At 58.1% G+C, this 19,417-nt stretch carries 16 protein-coding genes and 2 pseudogenes; 5 read left to right on the forward strand and 13 right to left on the reverse strand.

The genetic code is table 11. The features are described 5' to 3' along the window. Positions 1–228 precede the first annotated feature (228 nt). The 9 genes and pseudogenes from EO087_RS08740 to glpD form a co-directional block, all read right to left on the reverse strand. Complete coding sequence (locus EO087_RS08740) at positions 229–618, reverse strand: type II toxin-antitoxin system death-on-curing family toxin (protein WP_128898531.1); 390 nt, start codon at positions 616–618, stop codon at positions 229–231. 209 nt (positions 619–827) lie between these two features. Next, positions 828–1,016: pseudogene (locus tag EO087_RS08745) on the reverse strand (type II toxin-antitoxin system RelB/DinJ family antitoxin); the annotation flags it as partial. Between the two features lie 349 nt (positions 1,017–1,365). Continuing rightward, positions 1,366–2,247: a hypothetical protein gene (locus tag EO087_RS08750; protein ID WP_128898533.1), complete on the reverse strand. Its 882-nt coding sequence runs from the start codon at positions 2,245–2,247 to the stop codon at positions 1,366–1,368. A 480-nt stretch (positions 2,248–2,727) separates the two neighbouring features. Further along, positions 2,728–2,913 (reverse strand): annotated as a pseudogene (locus EO087_RS08755) (ferredoxin--NADP reductase); the annotation flags it as partial. A 53-nt stretch (positions 2,914–2,966) separates the two neighbouring features. Continuing rightward, on the reverse strand, positions 2,967–4,550 hold the full coding sequence (locus tag EO087_RS08760) for a Wzt carbohydrate-binding domain-containing protein (RefSeq protein ID WP_343132796.1): 1,584 nt from the start codon (positions 4,548–4,550) through the stop codon (positions 2,967–2,969). 248 nt (positions 4,551–4,798) lie between these two features. Next, positions 4,799–5,320, reverse strand: coding sequence for a single-stranded DNA-binding protein (gene ssb, locus EO087_RS08765; RefSeq protein ID WP_128898535.1), 522 nt, complete (start codon positions 5,318–5,320; stop codon positions 4,799–4,801). Positions 5,321–5,615: 295 nt separating this feature from the next. After that, positions 5,616–7,112 (reverse strand): glycerol kinase GlpK, encoded by a 1,497-nt coding sequence (gene glpK / locus EO087_RS08770; RefSeq protein ID WP_128898536.1) that lies wholly within the window; start codon positions 7,110–7,112, stop codon positions 5,616–5,618. A gap of 65 nt (positions 7,113–7,177) precedes the next feature. Continuing rightward, on the reverse strand, positions 7,178–8,020 hold the full coding sequence (locus EO087_RS08775) for an MIP/aquaporin family protein (protein ID WP_128898537.1): 843 nt from the start codon (positions 8,018–8,020) through the stop codon (positions 7,178–7,180). Between the two features lie 103 nt (positions 8,021–8,123). Next, on the reverse strand, positions 8,124–9,659 hold the full coding sequence (glpD, locus tag EO087_RS08780; protein WP_128899871.1) for a glycerol-3-phosphate dehydrogenase: 1,536 nt from the start codon (positions 9,657–9,659) through the stop codon (positions 8,124–8,126). Positions 9,660–9,863: 204 nt separating this feature from the next. Between glpD and EO087_RS08785 the strand changes: the two genes are divergently transcribed. Continuing rightward, complete coding sequence (locus EO087_RS08785) at positions 9,864–10,868, forward strand: polyprenyl synthetase family protein (RefSeq protein WP_128898538.1); 1,005 nt, start codon at positions 9,864–9,866, stop codon at positions 10,866–10,868. A gap of 94 nt (positions 10,869–10,962) precedes the next feature. Here EO087_RS08785 and EO087_RS08790 read toward each other — a convergent pair whose 3' ends face one another. The 3 genes from EO087_RS08790 to ubiH are packed head-to-tail and all read right to left on the reverse strand — an operon-like array spanning position 10,963 to position 14,236. After that, positions 10,963–11,757 (reverse strand): dienelactone hydrolase family protein, encoded by a 795-nt coding sequence (locus EO087_RS08790; protein ID WP_128898539.1) that lies wholly within the window; start codon positions 11,755–11,757, stop codon positions 10,963–10,965. 53 nt (positions 11,758–11,810) lie between these two features. Beyond that, positions 11,811–13,013: a UbiH/UbiF/VisC/COQ6 family ubiquinone biosynthesis hydroxylase gene (locus EO087_RS08795; RefSeq protein ID WP_128898540.1), complete on the reverse strand. Its 1,203-nt coding sequence runs from the start codon at positions 13,011–13,013 to the stop codon at positions 11,811–11,813. Beyond that, positions 13,010–14,236 (reverse strand): 2-octaprenyl-6-methoxyphenyl hydroxylase, encoded by a 1,227-nt coding sequence (gene ubiH / locus EO087_RS08800; RefSeq protein WP_128898541.1) that lies wholly within the window; start codon positions 14,234–14,236, stop codon positions 13,010–13,012. Before ubiH ends, EO087_RS08795 begins: the two co-directional genes overlap by 4 nt. A 106-nt stretch (positions 14,237–14,342) precedes the next feature. On the opposite strand from ubiH, the gene EO087_RS08805 reads away from it, so the two are divergent. Genes EO087_RS08805 through EO087_RS08815 form a run of 3 tightly spaced genes read left to right on the forward strand, consistent with a single transcriptional unit; the run spans position 14,343 to position 16,440 of the window. Next, positions 14,343–14,942 carry a hypothetical protein gene (locus EO087_RS08805; protein ID WP_128898542.1) on the forward strand — a complete coding sequence of 200 codons (600 nt, stop codon included), beginning with the start codon at positions 14,343–14,345 and terminating at the stop codon, positions 14,940–14,942. 2 nt (positions 14,943–14,944) lie between these two features. Further along, entirely contained in the window at positions 14,945–15,511 is a 567-nt protein-coding gene (locus EO087_RS08810) for a cob(I)yrinic acid a,c-diamide adenosyltransferase (protein WP_128898543.1), read from the forward strand. Between the two features lie 5 nt (positions 15,512–15,516). Further along, positions 15,517–16,440 carry a histone deacetylase family protein gene (locus EO087_RS08815; protein ID WP_128898544.1) on the forward strand — a complete coding sequence of 308 codons (924 nt, stop codon included), beginning with the start codon at positions 15,517–15,519 and terminating at the stop codon, positions 16,438–16,440. Between the two features lie 9 nt (positions 16,441–16,449). On the opposite strand, the gene msrB is transcribed toward EO087_RS08815, so the two are convergent. Next, positions 16,450–16,851: a peptide-methionine (R)-S-oxide reductase MsrB gene (gene msrB, locus EO087_RS08820; RefSeq protein ID WP_128898545.1), complete on the reverse strand. Its 402-nt coding sequence runs from the start codon at positions 16,849–16,851 to the stop codon at positions 16,450–16,452. An 84-nt stretch (positions 16,852–16,935) separates the two neighbouring features. Between msrB and lptD the strand changes: the two genes are divergently transcribed. Continuing rightward, a complete protein-coding gene (gene lptD, locus EO087_RS08825; protein WP_128898546.1) occupies positions 16,936–19,365 on the forward strand; it encodes an LPS assembly protein LptD in 2,430 nt (809 codons plus the stop codon). Positions 19,366–19,417 lie beyond the last annotated feature (52 nt).

Here is a 19,417-nt window from a genome sequence, read left to right on the forward strand (position 1 = left end):
GAGGCGGCTGGCGCTGCACCAGAATCTGCATGGCGGCTTCTAAACGCAGCGCCGTCAATTCCGCGAGCGGGAGACCGATTTGGGGGTGTAAGCCGGAACCGCCAAAAATTCCGTCAGCCCCAAAGTTCGCTGCGTGACCAAGCCGCGTTATTCTGGAAAGTGTCAGAATTCCTTTGGCGAACCAGCAGCAGGTCGGGCTTGATGTGACACTCTGGGCGGCTTGCCCAATTATTCTGGGCCTTGTGACCTTCGCCAGATCGTACCGAGATATTCGGCAAACTCCTCTTGATCAACGGTTCCTTGCGCAACATCCACCATGACCTCTTCAAGGTTCGAAAACTCCCCAATAACTATCCCTTCTGCCTCAAGGTAAGTCAGCGCACAAGCTAGCCCCGTACGCTTGTTTGCATCATTGAACACATGGCCACGGGCGATAGCTATCGCGTACGCTGCGGCGATACCGAAGACATCATTGAGGTCGGCATAGAAAACATGGTTTTCAACACGCTGTATCGCCGCCTCAACGCCACCACGTCCACCATTGGCAAAACCAGGGAGGCCGCCGTATTTCGCAAGGATTTCGTCATGTACGGCGATCACATATTCGAGATCCAGCATTCATCTATCCTTGAGTGCCCTGAGTACCTTGTCGTGTGTGGACATGACTTTCCGGACGGCGCGAATAACCTCACTCCGACCTTCCGGAGTGGCGACGGTTACGGTCTTCTTCGGGTGGATGATCGGCCTGGGCATCAGCTCAACACCGTGTATCACTTTTTTGGGCTTACTGCTCATAGCGCACCTTTACTCTACAAACCATGGTGTGCTGCATTCTGTGTGGGAGCATTAGGCGCCTTCACATCGAAAGGTAGGCAGCGTTCGTCAGCAATCCGCAACATCAGTAATCGGATGGCGTCGGAAATTGATAGCCCCATCGCTCCAAGGGCGACAGCGGCGCGTTCCTTGGTGACGGAGTCGATACGGGCTCGGACATAGGTATCAGCGGTGGCGCTCATAGCCCACTCTCCCAGAACAAATTACACAGCCTAATTGTGGTCACAATGCGACCACAATGCAAGGAACTACGGTCGCCTAGGGCCGCCACCAAGTAGCTGCGCTGAGTGGCTGACGTACTGTTGTCGTACTCGCAGGGGTTGTAACTGAAAAATCGTCTTGGGATATGTATCAGGCGTGAGGTCTTTCGGACTGAGTGGCAGGTCCAATGCGCTACTGATCTGGATGATTAAAGATACTGCCGAGGGATCGGCGTTGGTGAGATGATTTCCCACGCTGCCTATACACTCGGCCAGATAGGTTTTCGGACGGATATTGCCCAAATCGGCGGCGTTGATGTGTTTCTTACACCTAACCAAGGCATTCAGCACCGCGCGAGTGCCGTCCGTCGGCTGCATGTTTTGCAGCCCAGACAGGGCATTGCCCATTTCTTGGGCAGATAAAGGGGGGGGCTTTGGCAATGTGCGAGGCTATGGCCTTCAGCAGCGACTCAGTGTCAGCCGTCTGCGGCATGTTTTGCAGCCCAGACAGGACGTAGACGATGGTTTGGACAGGTAAAGAGCGTGTATTGGAAATATGCCGGGCCATGGCCTGCAGCACCGCCTGAGTGCCTGCCGACTGCGGCATGTTTTGCAGCTCAGACAGGACGCAGACGACGTCTTGGCCAGAGAAAGAGCGGGCCAGGGAAATCTGCCCGGCTATGGCCCGCAGTACGGCCTCGGTGCCAGGTATCTGCGGCATGTTTCGCATATTACCCAGGGCTTCGAGGATGTCACAGGCAGAGAAAGTGGTGGACTCGGAAATGCGCCAGGCTATGGCCTGCAGCACCGCGTCGGTGCCGTCCATCTGCGGCATGTTTTGCAGCACGAACAGAGCGTAAGTGATGGATTGGTCGGATAAAAATGGTTCCTGGGAAATGTACCGGGCCATAGCCTGCAGTACCGCCTCCGTGCTAACGGCAGATGGCATCGCCTGCAGGTTGTTAAGGAGGGTGGACGCGGTACAAGGACTCAATCCTTCCGGCAGGCCCTTCAACCAGTCGGCCATGATGTTTAATAACGATTTCAACTGTTCCTGGCAATCAGGGGCGTTCCCGACTTTTTGAAATAGCGAACTCCATTGGATATACGTTTCCTTATGCCATGTGTACTGGTCTGAGTTGCTTACAAGCTCGGGGAGCTTCTCCGCGAGCAGCTCGAGATCAGCCTTCGTAGGCAGATCGGAGTCTTCCATTTTTTCGAACCAGCGTGCGCACGTCCGCACATCTAGCTTGCACGGTTCAGCTTGCAGTGCCGCGCGCAGTGCGTCGGCGGATTGGATGGATGCAGGTGGTTGCTCGGGATATCCCACACGTGGATCAAAATTAACGCGAGAACTAAGATTATTCATGGGGGGGGGGGGGGTTACTCCTAATTAGCAATGAATGAGTGCGTGTGGGCTTGTCGGCGCAGCAGGCTGATAAGAGGCGGCTGGCGCTGCACCAGGACTGCATGGCGGCTTCTAAACGCGGCGCCGTCAATTCCGCGAGCAGGAGACCGATTTGCAGTAACACTGTCTCGGTATGGTGGCAACCTCGGTCAACACGGTGTGGGCCGAAGGAGTAGGGAGAGTGTATGTACCAGAGATGGGTGTTGGAGCACCGCTAAGATTATCTACAAAGTGAAAATCCGGTATCAGGTAAACACCTTAGCTGGAGGCAAGTGCCTCCTTCGCTCACCCCATCGGCATCAGCGAAGAAATGTATTTCTCGCGACGAATCCACGGAATCGGCAAACCGAATTCCTTCAGTGCATTGAATGCGGCATCGCCCATGTTGGGATTGCCACACAAACAAGCGATGTCCCGCTCTACAGCGGGCACGATTTCGGCCAACACGCTCTGCACATGATCGAAACGATCGTGGGAGCATGGCTGGCGTCGACTGCTCGGCCACAAACGTTGGATGTCTCCGCTCAGACAAGCTCTACAGGCATGATATACGCCGCATCTGGATTCCTATCGACAAACCAGGCAACCGCCTCTTGAACCAATGAAACCATCAACTGTAATGACTGTGGTTCAGCAGGCACGTTGATTTGCATCGGAACGATAACGGCCATGCCAGGAAGAACATCGGCTGGAAGACGTGTGCGCAGGCCATCTGCAACCACAATCTCTCCATCCTTTGCTAACCAGCGATAAGTGAGTGCCACAGGTTGTCGTCCGTAGGCCGCCCATGTCTCATCGCCGGTATTTTCAAGACGCATGGGTATGCACATATCCATGCCAGGAAAGAAATTTTCTATGCGCGCCGCGGGAAGGACACTGGACTTGAATTGGTGTAATTTTTTATTGTTACGTCCAAATGACCTTACTTGGTGAGCTGCCGCCACATAGGGCTTGTGTTCATATATAGAATCACCCGTAGACGCCAAAGAAACATCGGCGTCCATGAATATATGCCCCTCGAAGTGCATAACGGCACTATCGTATACGGTGAAGGATGCAATGTTTTCGCACGAATGAAAACAACCTATATATTGGTTTTCTCCTGCCATCAAGGTAGTATCTATATAATAACTACCTCTTGGCATCCGATTAAATATCTTGAAGTGCACAACATATTCACCCCGACTAAGTGAGTAGATGTGTCCAAGCAGCATTGAATTGGTACTAAATATAAGCAGGCCACGTTCGTCCTTAATGGCAATGCTGACATTTAGCGTATCGATGGCATTAGCCGCCTTAATTTTGAGAGAGATATCAAAATATTCTCCGATCATGACCATGGAAGCCCCGGAATTCTCTCCGGTGATGCACACTTCCTCAATCGAGCAGCGCTTATCGCCAAACTCTGTCGTGTGTTGATCGCAGATAGATTCTTCACATGGCATAGGACTGGAAGCGACGATTTCCGTGTTTTTATCAAGCCCCCCCGCTATTGACCGTTTGATAAATTCCCTTCGGGATGCTTGAAAGCGAGATTTTGCGTACTCATAGAGCTCAAGTTCATGCGCAAAGAACGCGCGAAGCTTCTGCGTATGTTGCGGCGACAGCGATTCGGTTTTAATTCTCTGCGACGTAACATTTTTCAGTTTTAGTGGGACGTGTTCCCAACCAAATCTAGCATCCAGCATGCATGCAAAGTCCTCCAACTCTTCCTGTACCCCAATCAGTTCGAAGGAATCGATGGCCTTGATCGCTGCCGTAAACTTCTCTTCCAGCGAAAGGATGGTTCGTGAAGATGTCCCTAGCGAGTAGAGCATTCCAATCTGTATCGCCATGGCCTCCTGCTCGTTGAGCGAGAGTTGCTCTAAATAGGTATCAAGACTTAAAACATGCCGCCGTGAATCAAGCAGACGTTCAGCACCATCGCTTTTGTGGTAGAAATATTCTGATAAAAAGCGGTCAATGGGGTTACGTAGAACAGTCATGCAGCACCTGTCTTGAGGAAGACTATCTCCATGCTGCAATAAGAAGTGGCCACTAACGACGTCAAGGTGGCTAAATTGCACCAGCGCGTCTTTCAGGCGACGGCCTAAAATGGTATCCGACACATGCTCCTTCCCGAGACGCTCCACGAAATAGTGCTGTATAGCTAACCCGCCTGTCTTGGGTATGTGGAAGTGTAAGATTTTTCTCATGTTTTAATTGTTAGTCACGGATGCTGTAACCAGGCCGTCACTCTATCGTAAGTTTTCCGCAAGAAAAACTGATCGAAATCCCATTCGTCGGCTGCACGTGATCAAAAAAGACCGCCGTTAGGTTGGCCAAGGATTGGTTGCTTGGTCTGACGATTGTCGAGTCAGAACGGAATATCGTCGTCATCGAAGTTGTTGTTGAGCACAGGACCACCGTCCTGTGTGGGTGCAGGCTGCCGTTGCGGCGCATTGCCGTAATTGCCACCGCCACCACCAAAATCGTCACCACCACGGCGCGGCGCATCAGCACCTTGCGAACGCTGCGGGTAACCACCACCGCCTTCACCGCCGCCACCGCCAAGCATCTGCATCTCATTGCCGATGATGTCGGTGGTGTAACGCTCGATGCCGTCTTTGTCGGTGTACTTGTTGGTGCGCAGCGAGCCTTCGATATAGACCTGACGGCCTTTCTTGAGATATTCGCCGGCGATCTCGCCGAGTTTGCCGAACAGCACCACACGATGCCATTCGGTGCGGTCCTGCTTCTGGCCGGTCTGCTTGTCGGTCCACTGCTCCGAGGTGGCGATGCGCAGGTTGGTGATCGCTGTGCCGCTGCCGGTGTAACGGACTTCGGGATCGGCGCCGAGGTTGCCGACCAGGATGACTTTATTGATACCGCGTGCCATGAATGACCTCAAAACTGATTCTGGACAAAGGTTTTCCGGATGAGCGCCAGGACTGCATCGTGCTGGACCCGCGTATCAATGGCTGGAATAGTCACTGGATCCCGGTCTTCACTGGGACGACGCGGAGGTGCGGGATGCCCGGAGGCGTATCCGGACCCTGCAGAGCCTCAAGCATAGGCTCATTGCCCGTCATGATACATGGCTTGTGCCAGAGCCTAGCCATGTTATTCGGCCAATCCCATTGGACCAGCATCAGGGCGCCGATGTTGGGACCCTCACTCATCCCATCCATCTCTCAAATCTTGAAAGCCATCGTGGCTTCCACGGCCTGCTTCCAACCCGCGTAAAGCGCTTCGCGCTTTGCCTCCGGCATCGCCGGCTCGAAGCGATGATCGACTGCCCAATGCCGCGCGATGTCTTCGCGACTGGACCAGAATCCGGTAGCAAGGCCCGCCAGATACGCCGCGCCCAACGCAGTGGTTTCGGCCACTTTCGGCCGTAGCACCGGCACGTTGAGGATGTCGCTCTGGAATTGGCCCAGGAATTCATTGGCAATGGCGCCGCCATCCGCACGCAGTTCTTTCAATTTCAGTCCAGCATCGCTTTCCATCGCTGCCAGCACATCACGTGTCTGATAGGCCATCGATTCGACGGCGGCACGGATGAAGTGCTCCTTGGTGGTGCCGCGCGTGAGGCCGAACACGGCGCCACGCACATCGCTGCGCCAATACGGTGCGCCGAGGCCGACAAACGCAGGCACCATGTAGACGCCTTCATGGGTGCCTGCGCGTTCGGCGTATTCCTGCGAATCGCTGGACTTGCCGAGCATGCGCAAGCCATCGCGCAGCCACTGAATCACCGAGCCAGCCACGAAGATGCTGCCTTCCAAGGCATATTCCACCTTGCCATCCAGCCCCCAAGCGATGGTGGTAAGCAAACCGTTGCGGGAAGTAACCGCCTTCTCACCGGTATGCATCAGCATGAAGCAGCCGGTACCGTAGGTGTTCTTGGCCATACCCGGTTCGAAACAGGCCTGGCCGAATAAGGCGGCTTGTTGATCGCCAGCAACACCGGCGATCGGCACTTCCAGGCCGAAGAAGTGCTGACCCAGGGTTTTGCCATAGATTTCACTGCAGGAACGCACTTCGGGCAGCATGGCTTTCGGTACGTCGAGCATGACCAGCAATTCGTCATCCCAACGTTGCTCATGGATGTTGTACATGAGCGTGCGCGAAGCATTGGTGTAGTCGGTAACGTGTGCCTTGCCACCGGTGAGGTTCCAGATCACCCAGCTATCGATGGTGCCGAACAACAGCTCGCCGCGCCTGGCCCGCTCGCGCGCACCTTCAACGTGGTCGAGGATCCACTTCACCTTGGTGCCGGAGAAATAGGCGTCGATCAGCAAGCCGGTCTTTGCACGCACCATCTTGTCGTGACCGGCGGCAATCAGCTCATCGCAGATGTCACGCGTCTGGCGCGACTGCCACACGATGGCGTTGTAGACGGGCTGCCCGGTTGCCTTGTCCCACACCACCGTGGTTTCACGCTGGTTGGTGATGCCGATGGCAGCGATGACATGCGCATCGACCTGCGCATTGTTCATCACCTCGGTAATGGTGGTCAGCACGCTGGTCATGATCTCGCGCGGTTTGTGTTCGACCCAGCCTGGCTGCGGAAAGATCTGCCCGAATTCGCGCTGCGCAATGCCGACAATGCTTCCTGCACGATCGAACAGGATGGCGCGTGAGCTTGTCGTGCCTTGGTCGATCGCCAGGATGTAAGACTTGTCCATGAAGCGGCTCCTGTGAAAATCAGTCATGTCCGGGGCAAACACATGCCGACGGTCGCTGGGCGAATTCAATGGGTGGGATCGGCCACGACCTGCTTGCTTGCATTGCCTGCTTGCGGCAGCAGAACGCGCTGGCGCGCGGGCAGAAAGGGATAGATCAGCCATTGATAGGCCGCGCCGCCGATGACACCGCCGATCAACGGACCGGCGATGGGAATCCACCAGTAGTTGTCCGGCGCCGGCAAAGCGGAGGAACCCCAACCGGCGAAATACGCGAACAGGCGCGGGCCGAAGTCGCGCGCCGGATTGATCGCCCACGCTTCGAGGTAACCCATCGAGGCGCCAATAGTGGCCACCAGCAAGCCGATGATGAGCGCACCGGAGTTCGCACCCGGCGCCATTTCATTGTATTGCTCGGTAATCGCAAAAATGCCGAACAGCAGGAAAGCCGTCAGCACGATCTGGTCGAACAGCGCATGCATGGGTGTAATGGCCAAGCCTGGATGCGTGAAGAACACGCCCGCGGCACCACCTGCTTCACGCGTTAGCTGGTGCACTTGGTTGTAGTGATCGATGACTGGCGAGAACAGCAGATACACCACGGTCGCGCCGATAAATCCGCCAACCACTTGCGCAATGCTGTAGGGAATCACCTTTTTCCATGGGAATCCGCGGAATGTCGCTAGTGCCAATGTCACCGCGGGATTAGCGTGCGTGCCAGAAACGGAGCCCGTCACGTAGATCGCAATCGTCACTGCCAGACCCCAAGCGATGCAAACTCCCCAATAGGCATTTGCATACGGGCTTGGGTCGTAGAGCACGTACATGCAGGCGACCGAGTCACCGAAAGCGATGATGATGAAGACGGCGATTGCTTCAGAAATCAGCTCGCCGATTCCCTGGCGGCTCATGGCTGTATTCCCTTCATGAGCCGCATGATTAATGTTGCGATAAACAAGTTGACTGCATGGTTCGACATGTCTTTCCTCTCGCGGTGATGTGGCTAGTTTCCCGCTACAAGGCGGGAAAGCATTTTTTTTGATTCCCATGTATGGGATGGCGCGGCGGCGCATCGGCGAGATACGCCGTCAGGCACGCCACCTGTTCCGGGTTGAAGCGCAGGCCGAGCTTGCTGCGGCGCCAGAGAATATCTCGTGCATCGACGGCCCATTCCATGGCGCGCAGATAATCCACTTCCGCTTGATACAGATGGCCGCCAAAATGTTCGCCCAAATCTTGCAAGGAACGCGCTTGCCCAAGGATACGCATGGTACGGCTGCCATAGCTGTGCACCAAGCGCCAGGCCAATGACGGCGGCAACCACGGATGGGCCGATTGCAATTCGCGCTGCAAGACATCTACATCCTGGCATTCGCCACCGGGGAGCGGATGTCCCTTGGAGGTCCAGGCTGCCGATGCATTCGGCAGCCATGGCGCGAGCCGATCCATCGCCTCCTCCGCTAGTTTGCGGTACGTGGTCAGCTTGCCGCCGAAGACATTGAGCAACAGCGCGCCTTGCTGATCCAGCTCCAGTAGGTAATCGCGGGTCACTTCCGAGGCATTGCCCTGCTCATCATCCAGCAAGGGGCGCACACCGCTGTAACTCCACACCACATCGGCTGGCGTGATGGTTTTCTTAAAGTAGCGATTTGCCGCATCGCAGAGATAGTGGGTCTCTTCGTCATCGATATGCGGTGCGGACGGATCGCTGCGGTACTCGACATCCGTGGTGCCGATGAGGGTGAAATCATGTTCGTAGGGAATCGCAAACACGATGCGCCGATCAGGCTGCTGGAAAATGTACGCGTGCTCGTGCTCGAACAAGCGCGGCACGACGATGTGACTGCCTTTGACCAGCCGCAGCGCATGGTCGTGCCCTATCCTGGCGACCTGATCGAGGAATTGCACCGCCCACGGCCCAGTCGCGTTGACCAGCACCTTGGCCGTAACCGTCGATCGCCCACCGTGCGCCGATTCCAGCTCTGCGGTCCAACCATCCGCATCACGGCTAACGCTCACGCAACGTGTGCGGGTGTAGATCGTCGCGCCACGCTCCATGGCATCCATGGCATTGAGTACCACCAGCCGTGCGTCCTGCACCCATGCGTCGGAATAGATGAAGCCGGTTTGAAACTCGTCACGCAGCGGCGGCCCAGACTCGTGATGTTTCAAGTTCACGCGCCGCGACCCTGGCAAGGTGCGCCGACCGCGACCCAGGTTGTCGTAAAGAAACAGCCCGAGGCGGATCATCCAGGCTGGGCGCAGATGCGATTGATGCGGCAGGACGAAGCGCAGCGGCCAGATGATGTGCGGGGCGGCGCGCAGCAGCACTTCGCGTTCTGCCAGCGCCTTGCCAACCAGGGCGAATTCGTATTGCTCCAGGTAACGCAGGCCGCCATGGATCAACTTGGTACTGGCGCTGGAGGTATGCGCAGCCAGATCGTCGCGCTCACACAAACAGACCGACAAGCCACGCCCCGCCGCATCCCGGGCGATACCTGCGCCATTGATGCCGCCACCTACCACCAGTAGATCAAACTGCTCAGTCATCATTCGTCCCTTCCATCCGGACAAGTGGCGCCATGGTAGCGTGAGTGAGGACGGACCTGACCGTGAGTACTCACTAGCGACCCATGCTCAGCGTCCGGCAGCAGACAAGCCCCGGCCAGCCTTGATCGGGGAAATTTGGCTGGAATCACACGTAGGGTAGCCGCGGCCTCTATAATTAGGAACCTAATGTCCAGTTCCAGCCGCATGAGCTCATCTGTTCTCCAGACCATCGATCCCGTACGCGACTTTGCCAGCGTGCGTGCGCTAGCCGAAGGCGATATGCAGCGCATCGATGCCCTGATCCGTCAACGGCTGGCCTCGGACGTGGCGCTCATCAATCAGATCGCCGACCACATCATTGCCGGGGGCGGCAAACGCCTGCGCCCCATGCTGCATGCTCTTGCCGCCCGGACCGCCGGCTATGGCGGCGACAAACACCTGAAGCTGGCCGCGGTCATCGAGTTCATCCACACCTCCACGCTGCTGCATGACGACGTGGTGGACGAGTCCGGCCTGCGCCGTGGCCGCAAGACCGCCAATGCGTTATGGGGCAATGCCGCCAGTGTGCTGGTGGGTGACTTCCTCTATTCGCGCTCGTTCCAGCTCATGGTGGAACTGGACGATATGCGCATCATGCGCATCCTGGCCGACACGACCAACACCATCGCCGAAGGCGAGGTGTTGCAGTTGCTCCATATCGGCAATGCCGATGTGGACGAGACCGCCTACCTGGCGGTCATCGAACGCAAGACCGCCGTGCTGTTCGCCGCAGCCACCGAGCTGGGCGGCTTGCTGGGCGGTCTGCCGGAGATCCAGATGGCTGCGCTGCGTCGCTACGGCATGCAGCTTGGCTATGCCTTCCAGATTGCGGATGATCTGCTCGATTATGTAAGCGATGCCAGCACCCTGGGCAAGAACATCGGCGACGATCTAGCCGAAGGCAAGCCCACCCTACCGCTGATCTACGCCATGCAGCGCGTGAGTGCGGACCAGGCGCGCGCGATGCGTCATGCCATCGAGCATGGCGGACTGGATTCACTCGACCCTATTGTTGTTGCGATTCGCGAGTCAGGCGCCATCGAGCGTACGCGTGAATGCGCCATGCAGCATGCGTACGCAGCGCGTGAAGCGCTGGCATCGCTGCCGGTGTCTTCTTACCGTGATGCGTTGGCAACGCTGGCGGATTATTCGGTGCAGCGAATGTTCTGAAGAGCCGCGTCGGTGGGTTACCCCGGACTTGATCCCTGTCTCTTGATCCGGAGGTAACCCTATAGTGTCGGGCGAGATTTAAGGCAGCGCTGCCTTAAGGATTGCCACTAAAGGCTGCCCCCAACCAATCGTGCATCAGGCGATAGCTACGTGCCGCCGCACCTGCGTCGTATTTGCACCATGACGAATCTTCGCCAACTTCCGTAAAGCAGTGTACAGCGTGCCCGATCACAACGAACTCCCATTCGGCGGGGCTGCCACGCATTTCATCCATGAACTTGCCGGCATCCGGCATGGTGCCTTTGTCGTCCGCCCCGTTCATGGCAAGCACACGCGCCTTGATGTTTTTCGCCAGCGCGGGATCGTCGGTGGTCAGGCCACCGTGGAAGGACACGACGGCAGCCACATCCGCGCCACTGCGTGCCAAGTCCAGCACCGCGGTGCCGCCGAAACAGAAACCGATCGCGGCCAGCTTGCTTAGGTCGATGGGCGCGGTACCGGCCTGCGCTTTCAGTTGCGCAAGTGCTTCATTGATGCGCTTGCGCATCAATGTGCGATCGGTATACAGCGATTCGGTGGCCGCCTTGGCCTGGTCGGCGTGTCCAGGTTGCGGTCGGACGGTTTCGCCATACATGTCAGTCAACAGGATCACGTAATTCTTGCCGGCGATCATGTCGGCCTTCTGTACGGCCGCATCGTTCATACCGTACCAGTTCGGCACCATCACCAGGCCCGGCCGTTTGGTGCTGACAGCATCGTCGTAGACCAGCACGCTTTTGAAATGTGTGCCATCCAGCGTCCACTCCACATTGCGATGAACCATCTTCGCGTGTGCAGCAAAACTGAAAACGGCAAGCAAGACAACACAACCCAGTCGAACGAAACGCATGATGTGATTCCTCAAGTTTGGGTTCGATGACATCAAGTGTTGACGCGACCCGGTCAAAGCCCGGCAGCGTGTGCAGCAATCCGCCGCTTCAGCGGCGTCAGGCGATCGAGCATGCGCATGCCGAGTCCACGCGCCACTGTCAACGGCAGCGATTGCCAGGCATAAATGCGAGCCAGCGCGTCGAAACCGTACGCATCGAGCGTATCGGCACTGCGACGGCGACGCGCGTAGCGGCGCAACACGTGAGCGCCAGCGATATCGCGTCCTTCATCTCGCGCAGCAACCAAGGTATCGCGCAATTCGGCCACGTCCCGCAAGCCAAGGTTTACGCCCTGCCCTGCAAGCGGGTGCACGGTATGGGCGGCATCGCCAAGCAAGACAAAGCGATCGGCCTGATAGGTGTTCGCCAGTTGCAACCTCAAGGGAAAGGCCGCCCGCGGCGTGGCGGCCGTGATGCGACCTAACCGGAAATCACTCGCGATGCCAAGTTCGTTGAGGAATGCTGCATCGTCCAACGACTGCACGCGTCGCGCCTCGGCTTCCGGCAACGACCACACCACCGAGCTACGTCCGTCCGCCAACGGCAATAAAGCGAACGGACCGGTTGGCAGGAAGCGTTGCCAGGCGGTCCGCGCATGCTCGCGTTCTGTCGTGACATGCGCCACGATTGCCCGCTGCCCATAATCTCTGCCGCGCGTGGCTATGCTTGCGCGTTCGCGCAGCGGTGAGCTTGCGCCATCGGCCGCGATCAGCACGCACACCGCCAGGCTTTCACCCTCTGCAAGCTCAAGCACCACACGATCGGCGCGAGTCTCGAAGTCCTTCACCGTGACAGGACACAGCCGCTGCACACCAGCCGCTTCCAGCGATTGCCACAGCGTCCATTGCACCAGGTTGTTCTCGACGATGTAACCGAGCAGATCGCGGCCTTCATCCGCCGCATCAAAGTCGATGGCGGCACCATTCTCGGCATCCCACACGTGCATATGCGCATAAGGACAGGCGCGTGCATCACGAATGGACGGCCATACGCCGAGTTCTTCCAGCAGAACGATGGACGATGGCGCCAGACCCACCACGCGCAGATCCACTTCATCTCGTGCATGCCATGCAGAAGGTGGGTGCGCTTCCAGCAACGCGGTGCTGAAACCCGCGCGGCTCAGGGCAAGCGCTGCTGCCGCACCCACCATGCCACCGCCCACGACGGCAACATCCAGCGCTGGTCCTCGACGTTGCGTGGTTGGCACGATTCTCATGGCAGCCGCTCCAGCACGGCGTGCGGTGGCTCGCCACGAAAACCCATGCCTCGCCGCGCCATCGCTTGCTGCAATGGCGGGACGCGGTCATAAGCAAGCAGGGCCAGCGAGCGAAACGGCGCCAGCCAGGGCTGCGGCATGCAGGCGAAGCGCACCAAGTCGTGACTCATCGCCATGGTGCCTTCGCGATCGGGTGCGCGGCGCGCGGCATAGCGATCGAGCAGATCGGACGCACCGGGATCGGCGGCGTCAGCGACTAGCTCGGCCAGTGTCAATGCATCACGCAGGCCGAGGTTGAAACCCTGTGCGCCGATGGGGTGCACGGTTTGCGCCGCGTTGCCGACGAGCACGGCACGCGATGCGACAAGCTTGCATGCAGCAACCCGGCGGATGGCATAAGGGTGACGCTTGCCGGGGCGAGTGAGCCTGCCCAAACGCCAGCCAAAACGCTGCTGCGCAAGCGCGATAAACCCTGCGTCATCCAGCGCCATAACGTCCGCTGCGGTTTTCGATGGCACCGTCAATACCAAGCCACAGCGACGCTCGGCTAACGGCAGCATAGCCATGGGGCCTTCGTCGGAGAAGCGCTCCCAAGCACGATGGGCGGGATCACGTTCCGGTGTAACAGTGCAGACGAACAGGGTTTGCTGGTAATCGTGTACATCCGCGTTGATACCGAGTTGCGCGCGCACGAAGGATTCGGTGCCGTCAGCGCCTACCAGCAAGGCCGCGTCGATGTGCTGTGTGCCCTGTTCCGTCTTGACCTGCGCGCGCCAGCCAGCAGATTGTTTTTCCAGACCGACAAGACTGGCAGGTGCAAACCGCACGAGCCGTTCGCAGGTATCGAGTCTTTTCAGCAGACCCGTGCCGAGTTCGCGTGCGGGCAAGGTCCAGCCCAGCGCATCGACACCATGCCGTGACGCATCCAGCCGAGCGCTGCCGAATTCGCCGGCACGGCTTACATGGATATGGCGTATGGGCGTCGCTTGCGCAGCAACCCACGGCCACACACCAATCGCGGTCAATCCATTCACCGTGGCGCGCGCCAGCGCGAGATTGCGCTCGTCGTAGCTCGGCTGGGCATCCGCGCGCGGGGCGGCCGCTTCGACCAGGGTGACCTGGCAGCCGGCTGCATCCAGCGCAATGGCGAGGCTGGCGCCAACTAGGCCACCGCCGACGATCAGAATGGTGCCGTTGGGAGCAAAGGGAGCAGAGGGATTCATGCGCGAGATCATACGCGTTGGGCGGCATTCTTCGCATATCGGGGACGCGTCGACTGGGCTAAACTTGGCTCCTCATTATTGGTCGCAGGTTTTCAGGGAGTTTCTTATGGTTATGACACAGACCCAGCGCTTTGGCGTTTTTGCCGCGCTAGCCCTGGTGATGGCGGCGACCCGTGTCCACCTGTCGCTGTTTCATCACGATATCTGGGATGCGTCGTGGGGCCTCTTCTTTCTGGCCGGTTTCTGGTTGCATGGCTCGGCCCGCTGGATCTTCCCGCTGCTGATAGCCGAGGCAGTGCTGATCGATGACATCGTGATCACTCACATGGGCATCCGTTTCTGGGACCACTACTGCGTGTCATTGGGCTACTGGTTCCTGATTCCCGCCTACGGGGCTTTATGGATGGGCGGCAGTTGGCTGGCCAAGCGCCAGCGCGGTCTGACGCTTTCCACCCTGGGCATGGCGATCGCCGTGCTGCTCGTGAGCGAAGCGGCGTGCTATGTGATTTCCAACGGCAGCTTCTACTGGCTAAGCCATCACGTGCCGACGCCGAAGAGCTTTGCAGCATGGTTTGCGAATCTGGGCGACTGGTATCTGCCGTTCCTGCAAACCACTGCCGTGTATGCGGGGCTCGGCGCCGTGCTGCATGTACTGGCAGTGCAGATGGCACATGCCTCCCAGCATCACCGTCCAGTACAGCACTGATCGTGGGCAATCGGCTCTCAAAGATTTACACCCGCACGGGTGATGACGGCACGACGGGGCTCGGTGACGGTTCGCGAGTACCTAAGGATTCGCTACGCGTGGAAGCCTACGGTACGGTCGATGAGCTCAACAGCACCATCGGCATGGTGCTCGCCTGCGAAGACGTCGAGGATGCTGTGCGTGAAACGCTGGTCCAGGTGCAGCACGAACTGTTCGATCTGGGCAGCGAGTTGTGCATTCCCGGCATGGCGATGATCGAGGATGCCGACATCACCCGACTGGAAACATCCCTCGACGGTTTCAACGACCCCATGCCACCGCTGAAGGATTTCATCCTGCCAGGTGGCGGCATGGCGTCATCCTGCTGCCATTTGGCGCGCACGGTGTGCCGCCGCGCCGAGCGGCAGGTGATTGCATTGAATCGCGTGGAGGAGATCCGCCCGCAGGCACAACGCTATCTCAATCGCCTGTCGGATTTGCTGTTCGTACTTGGGCGCGTGCTGGCTCGCGCAGGCGGTCATGGTGAGGTGCTCTGGCAACGCGAGCGACGCCGCAAGCCGAAAGCTTAAACCGCATGCTGCAGCTCTACACGCATACTGTCTGCCTTGAGCATGACCCCGGACCGGGGCATGCCGAATCCCCAGCCCGTTTGCGTGCCGTGCTGCAAGCGCTGGACCAGGATCGCTTTGCAATGGTGGATCGCGTGGAAGCGCCACGCGCGACCCGTGAACAGCTCCTGCGCGTGCATACGGCAGCACACATCGACCGCATCCTCGGCATGACGCCTGAATCAGGTACGGTGCGGCTGGATGAAGACACCCTGATGTCCCCCGCTTCGGCGGAAGCCGGACTGCGCGCAGCCGGCGCTGTCGTAGCAGCCATTGATGCAGTGATGAAAGGCCCCGCCTCGCACGCCTTTTGCGCGGTGCGCCCACCCGGGCATCATGCTACGCCCGATACTGCGATGGGCTTTTGCCTGTTCAACAATATTGCCGTCGGCGCCGCCCATGCCATCGCGGTGCATGGCCTCAAGCGCGTGGCGATTGCCGATTTCGACGTGCACCACGGCAATGGCACCCAGGCTATTTTTCAGCACGAGTCGCGGGTGTTGTTCATTTCCAGCCATCAATCCCCGCTCTATCCAGGCACCGGAAGCGAAGATGAGCGCGGCGCAGGAAATATCATCAACGCCCCGCTCTCCCCTGGCGACGGTTCTTACGAATTTCGCGAATGGTGGGATGGTGCGTTGCTGCCGCGATTACATGCGTTCAAGCCGCAACTGGTTTTGGTGTCCGCAGGATTCGACGCTCATTACAACGATCCACTGGCCGACATCCACCTGCAGACCGAGGACTACGCCTGGATCACCGAGCGTCTGGTGGCCTTGGCAAGGGTGCATGCGGATGGTCGCCTGGTATCCACACTGGAAGGCGGTTACGACCTGTCAGCGCTGGCAGCCAGTGTGAGCGCACACGCAGGTGCGCTCTTATCAAGCTAACGTCACTTCTCACTTCATCGGCACAAAATCCAGCGCCAGCGAGTTGATGCAGTAGCGCAGCCCCGTAGGCTTCGGACCGTCCGGAAAAACATGTCCGAGATGCGACTGGCAGGCCGCACATCGCACTTCGGTGCGATGCATACCATGACTGTCATCCTGTACCAGGCTAATCGCCGATCGCGTAACAGGCTGGAAGAAACTGGGCCAGCCAGAGCCGGAATCGTATTTGGTTTCGGACACAAACAAGGGCGCCTTGCAGGCTACGCAGATATACGTCCCCTGTTCCTTGTGTCGGTACCACTTGCCGCTGAAAGCCGGCTCGGTCGCGGAGCAACGGCACACCGCATATTGTTCTGGGCTCAGACGTTTGCGCCATTGCTCGTCTGTCTTGTCAGGTTTGTGCCCGCTCATGCTGAATCATCTCCCGGAACCCGTGCCGACCGAAGGGGCTTTCTGTTAGCTTAACGCCCCTTCGCCGCCGATTGACTGCCCTCCGTGAAGCCTACGCCGCCCTTGCGCTACTTGCCTCCACGCTGCCTGCTGGCAATCGCTGCCGCTGCTGCCTTGATCAGCAGCCAGAACGTCCAGGCCGGAACCCAGAACAAAAAGGCCAAGGCCTCGCTGGACGGCTCCGAAACCGTTTGCCCGCTGGGCACGTTCGTTTGCCCTCCGCGCCCGGACAATTTCGCGCTATGCCGACCGAACGGCCTGCTGGAGTTTTACGACCCCTTCCTGAGCAAGGATTCGTCCCTGCGTGACACGGCCAAGACCTATGTCTGGTCCGACCATGTCGAAAGCCCAGACCAGGTTATCTATCACCTGACTGGCCACGTGAAAACGATCCGTGCCGACCAGGAACTGCACACCGACATCGCCGACTACAACAGCGATACCACCGACTACGACGCGCGTGGCAATGTCCATTATCAGGAAGCCACGCATCTGTTGTCCGCCGACCACATCGTCGGCAACACCAGCAACAGTACCGGGGTCGCCACCGGCAATGTGCGGTTCCAGATACTGGATTCGCACGGCAACGGCACTGCTGTACGCGGCGAGATGCTTGATGCGAACCGTAACCGCTACAGCGTAGCCACGTATTCCACCTGTGACATCGGTCGCCATATCTGGGAAATACGCGCGAAGAAAATCGATACTGATGAAAACACCAACCGTGGCGTTGCTCGCGATGCCACGATGAATGTGTTCGGGCTCCCGCTCTTCTATACGCCGTACATGTCGTTTCCGTTGAGCAACGATCGCGCCAGCGGTTTTCTGTATCCGTACTATGAGCACACCGGTTACGCGGGCTATCAGTTCCGGATTCCGTATTACTTCAACTTAGCCCCCAATTACGACGCGACGCTTACTCCACGCTACTACACCTTGCGCGGCGCGATGTTGTCCGGCCAGGCTCGTTACCTATTCCCCAAGACCAAGGGCGAATTTGATTTCGAATTCCTGCCCAATGATTTGTATAACGACCAGAAAATCACACCGACTTCGATCAATACGCAAGGTCAGCAGCGTTACCTATACAAATTCAGCAACACAACGAACGTTGGGGGGCCATGGGCAGTCGTCACCAGTATCAATCGTGCATCGGATCAAAATTACCTGCACGATTTTGGTGACGACCTTTTCACTATCTCGACAAGCCTGCTGTATTCCAGCATGTACCTGTATGGCTCCGGTAATTGGTGGAGCGCGTCTTTCGGCGGCGATATTTACCAAAATGTGGATCCGGCCGAGCCAAACAGCGTGGAGCCTTACAAACGCCTACCGCGCGCCACATTCAATATGGATATTCCTTTTGCCCGCTGGTACGACGTGGGCTTGACTAGCGAGGCGGTGTCGTTCCACAAGTTCAACATGGTCGAAGGCAGCCGAATCGACCTTAACCCTTACGTCGATGCGGATTTCCAGGGGGCTGCTTGGTTTATCCGCCCGAAACTGGCGTATCGCTATACCGCGTACTCGCTTGATGCCGGCTATCAAAACTACAATGCTTACAGCCCACTCAGTGCCGGTACCGCTTCACCGTTTACGCAAAGCAATCCAAGCCGCTCTCTGCCGATCATCAGCCTGGACCAGGGCCTGATTTTCGAACGTAGTACGTCGATGTTCGATACCCACTACACACAGACATTGGAACCGCGCCTGTATTACCTGTATGTACCGTATCGCAACCAGAACAATCTGCCGCTGTTCGATACCAGCCTGATGGCATTTGATGACTGGATGTTGTTTGCTCCGAATCAGTTCTCGGGCGCCGATCGCCAAATGAATGCAAACAATCTGACGGCCGCCGTCACCTCACGCCTGCTCGACGATGGCGGTGTCGAACGACTGTCTGCCACATTCGGCCAGATTCGCTACTTTACGCCGCAGCTTGTCCAGGTTCCGGGCACCGCAGCCACCCACTGGAGCGGCTCGGATTATGTGGCTGAATTGAGCAGTCAGTTGAACGACCAGTGGACCATGAGCACCGAATATCTCTGGAACCCGAACACTCGCAAGACCGAACTGGGTACGTTCACGGTGCAGCGCCGACTTGGCTTCGATGGCGTTCTCAACTTCTCGTACCGTTTCCGCCAGAACCTGCTGGAACAATACGACATCTCGGCGGTCTACCCGCTTACGGACCGCTGGCGCCTGATCGGCGACTGGACCTACTCGACCATGGACAAACGCACGGTGGAGGCCGTCGCCGGCGTGCAGTACGAGGGTTGCTGCGTGAAGGTCAGCGTCGTAGCCCGTCACTATGTAACGGGCTACGACGGCGTCATCGCCACCCTGCCACCAGGCCAGATCAGGCCCGGCAGCAACACCGCCGTCATGTTCGAGCTGGAATTCAAAGGCATAGGGGCGTTTAGCGGCCAGACGGATAGCGTCCTGCGGCGTGATATCCTTGGCTATCAATAAACGCGCCCAGGCAGTTCGGGCGCCCTCTGAGCGGTGACTGGCCCGGTTGCTT

It is taken from the genome of Dyella sp. M7H15-1, from assembly GCF_004114615.1.
In the GTDB taxonomy this organism is placed as follows: domain Bacteria; phylum Pseudomonadota; class Gammaproteobacteria; order Xanthomonadales; family Rhodanobacteraceae; genus Dyella_B.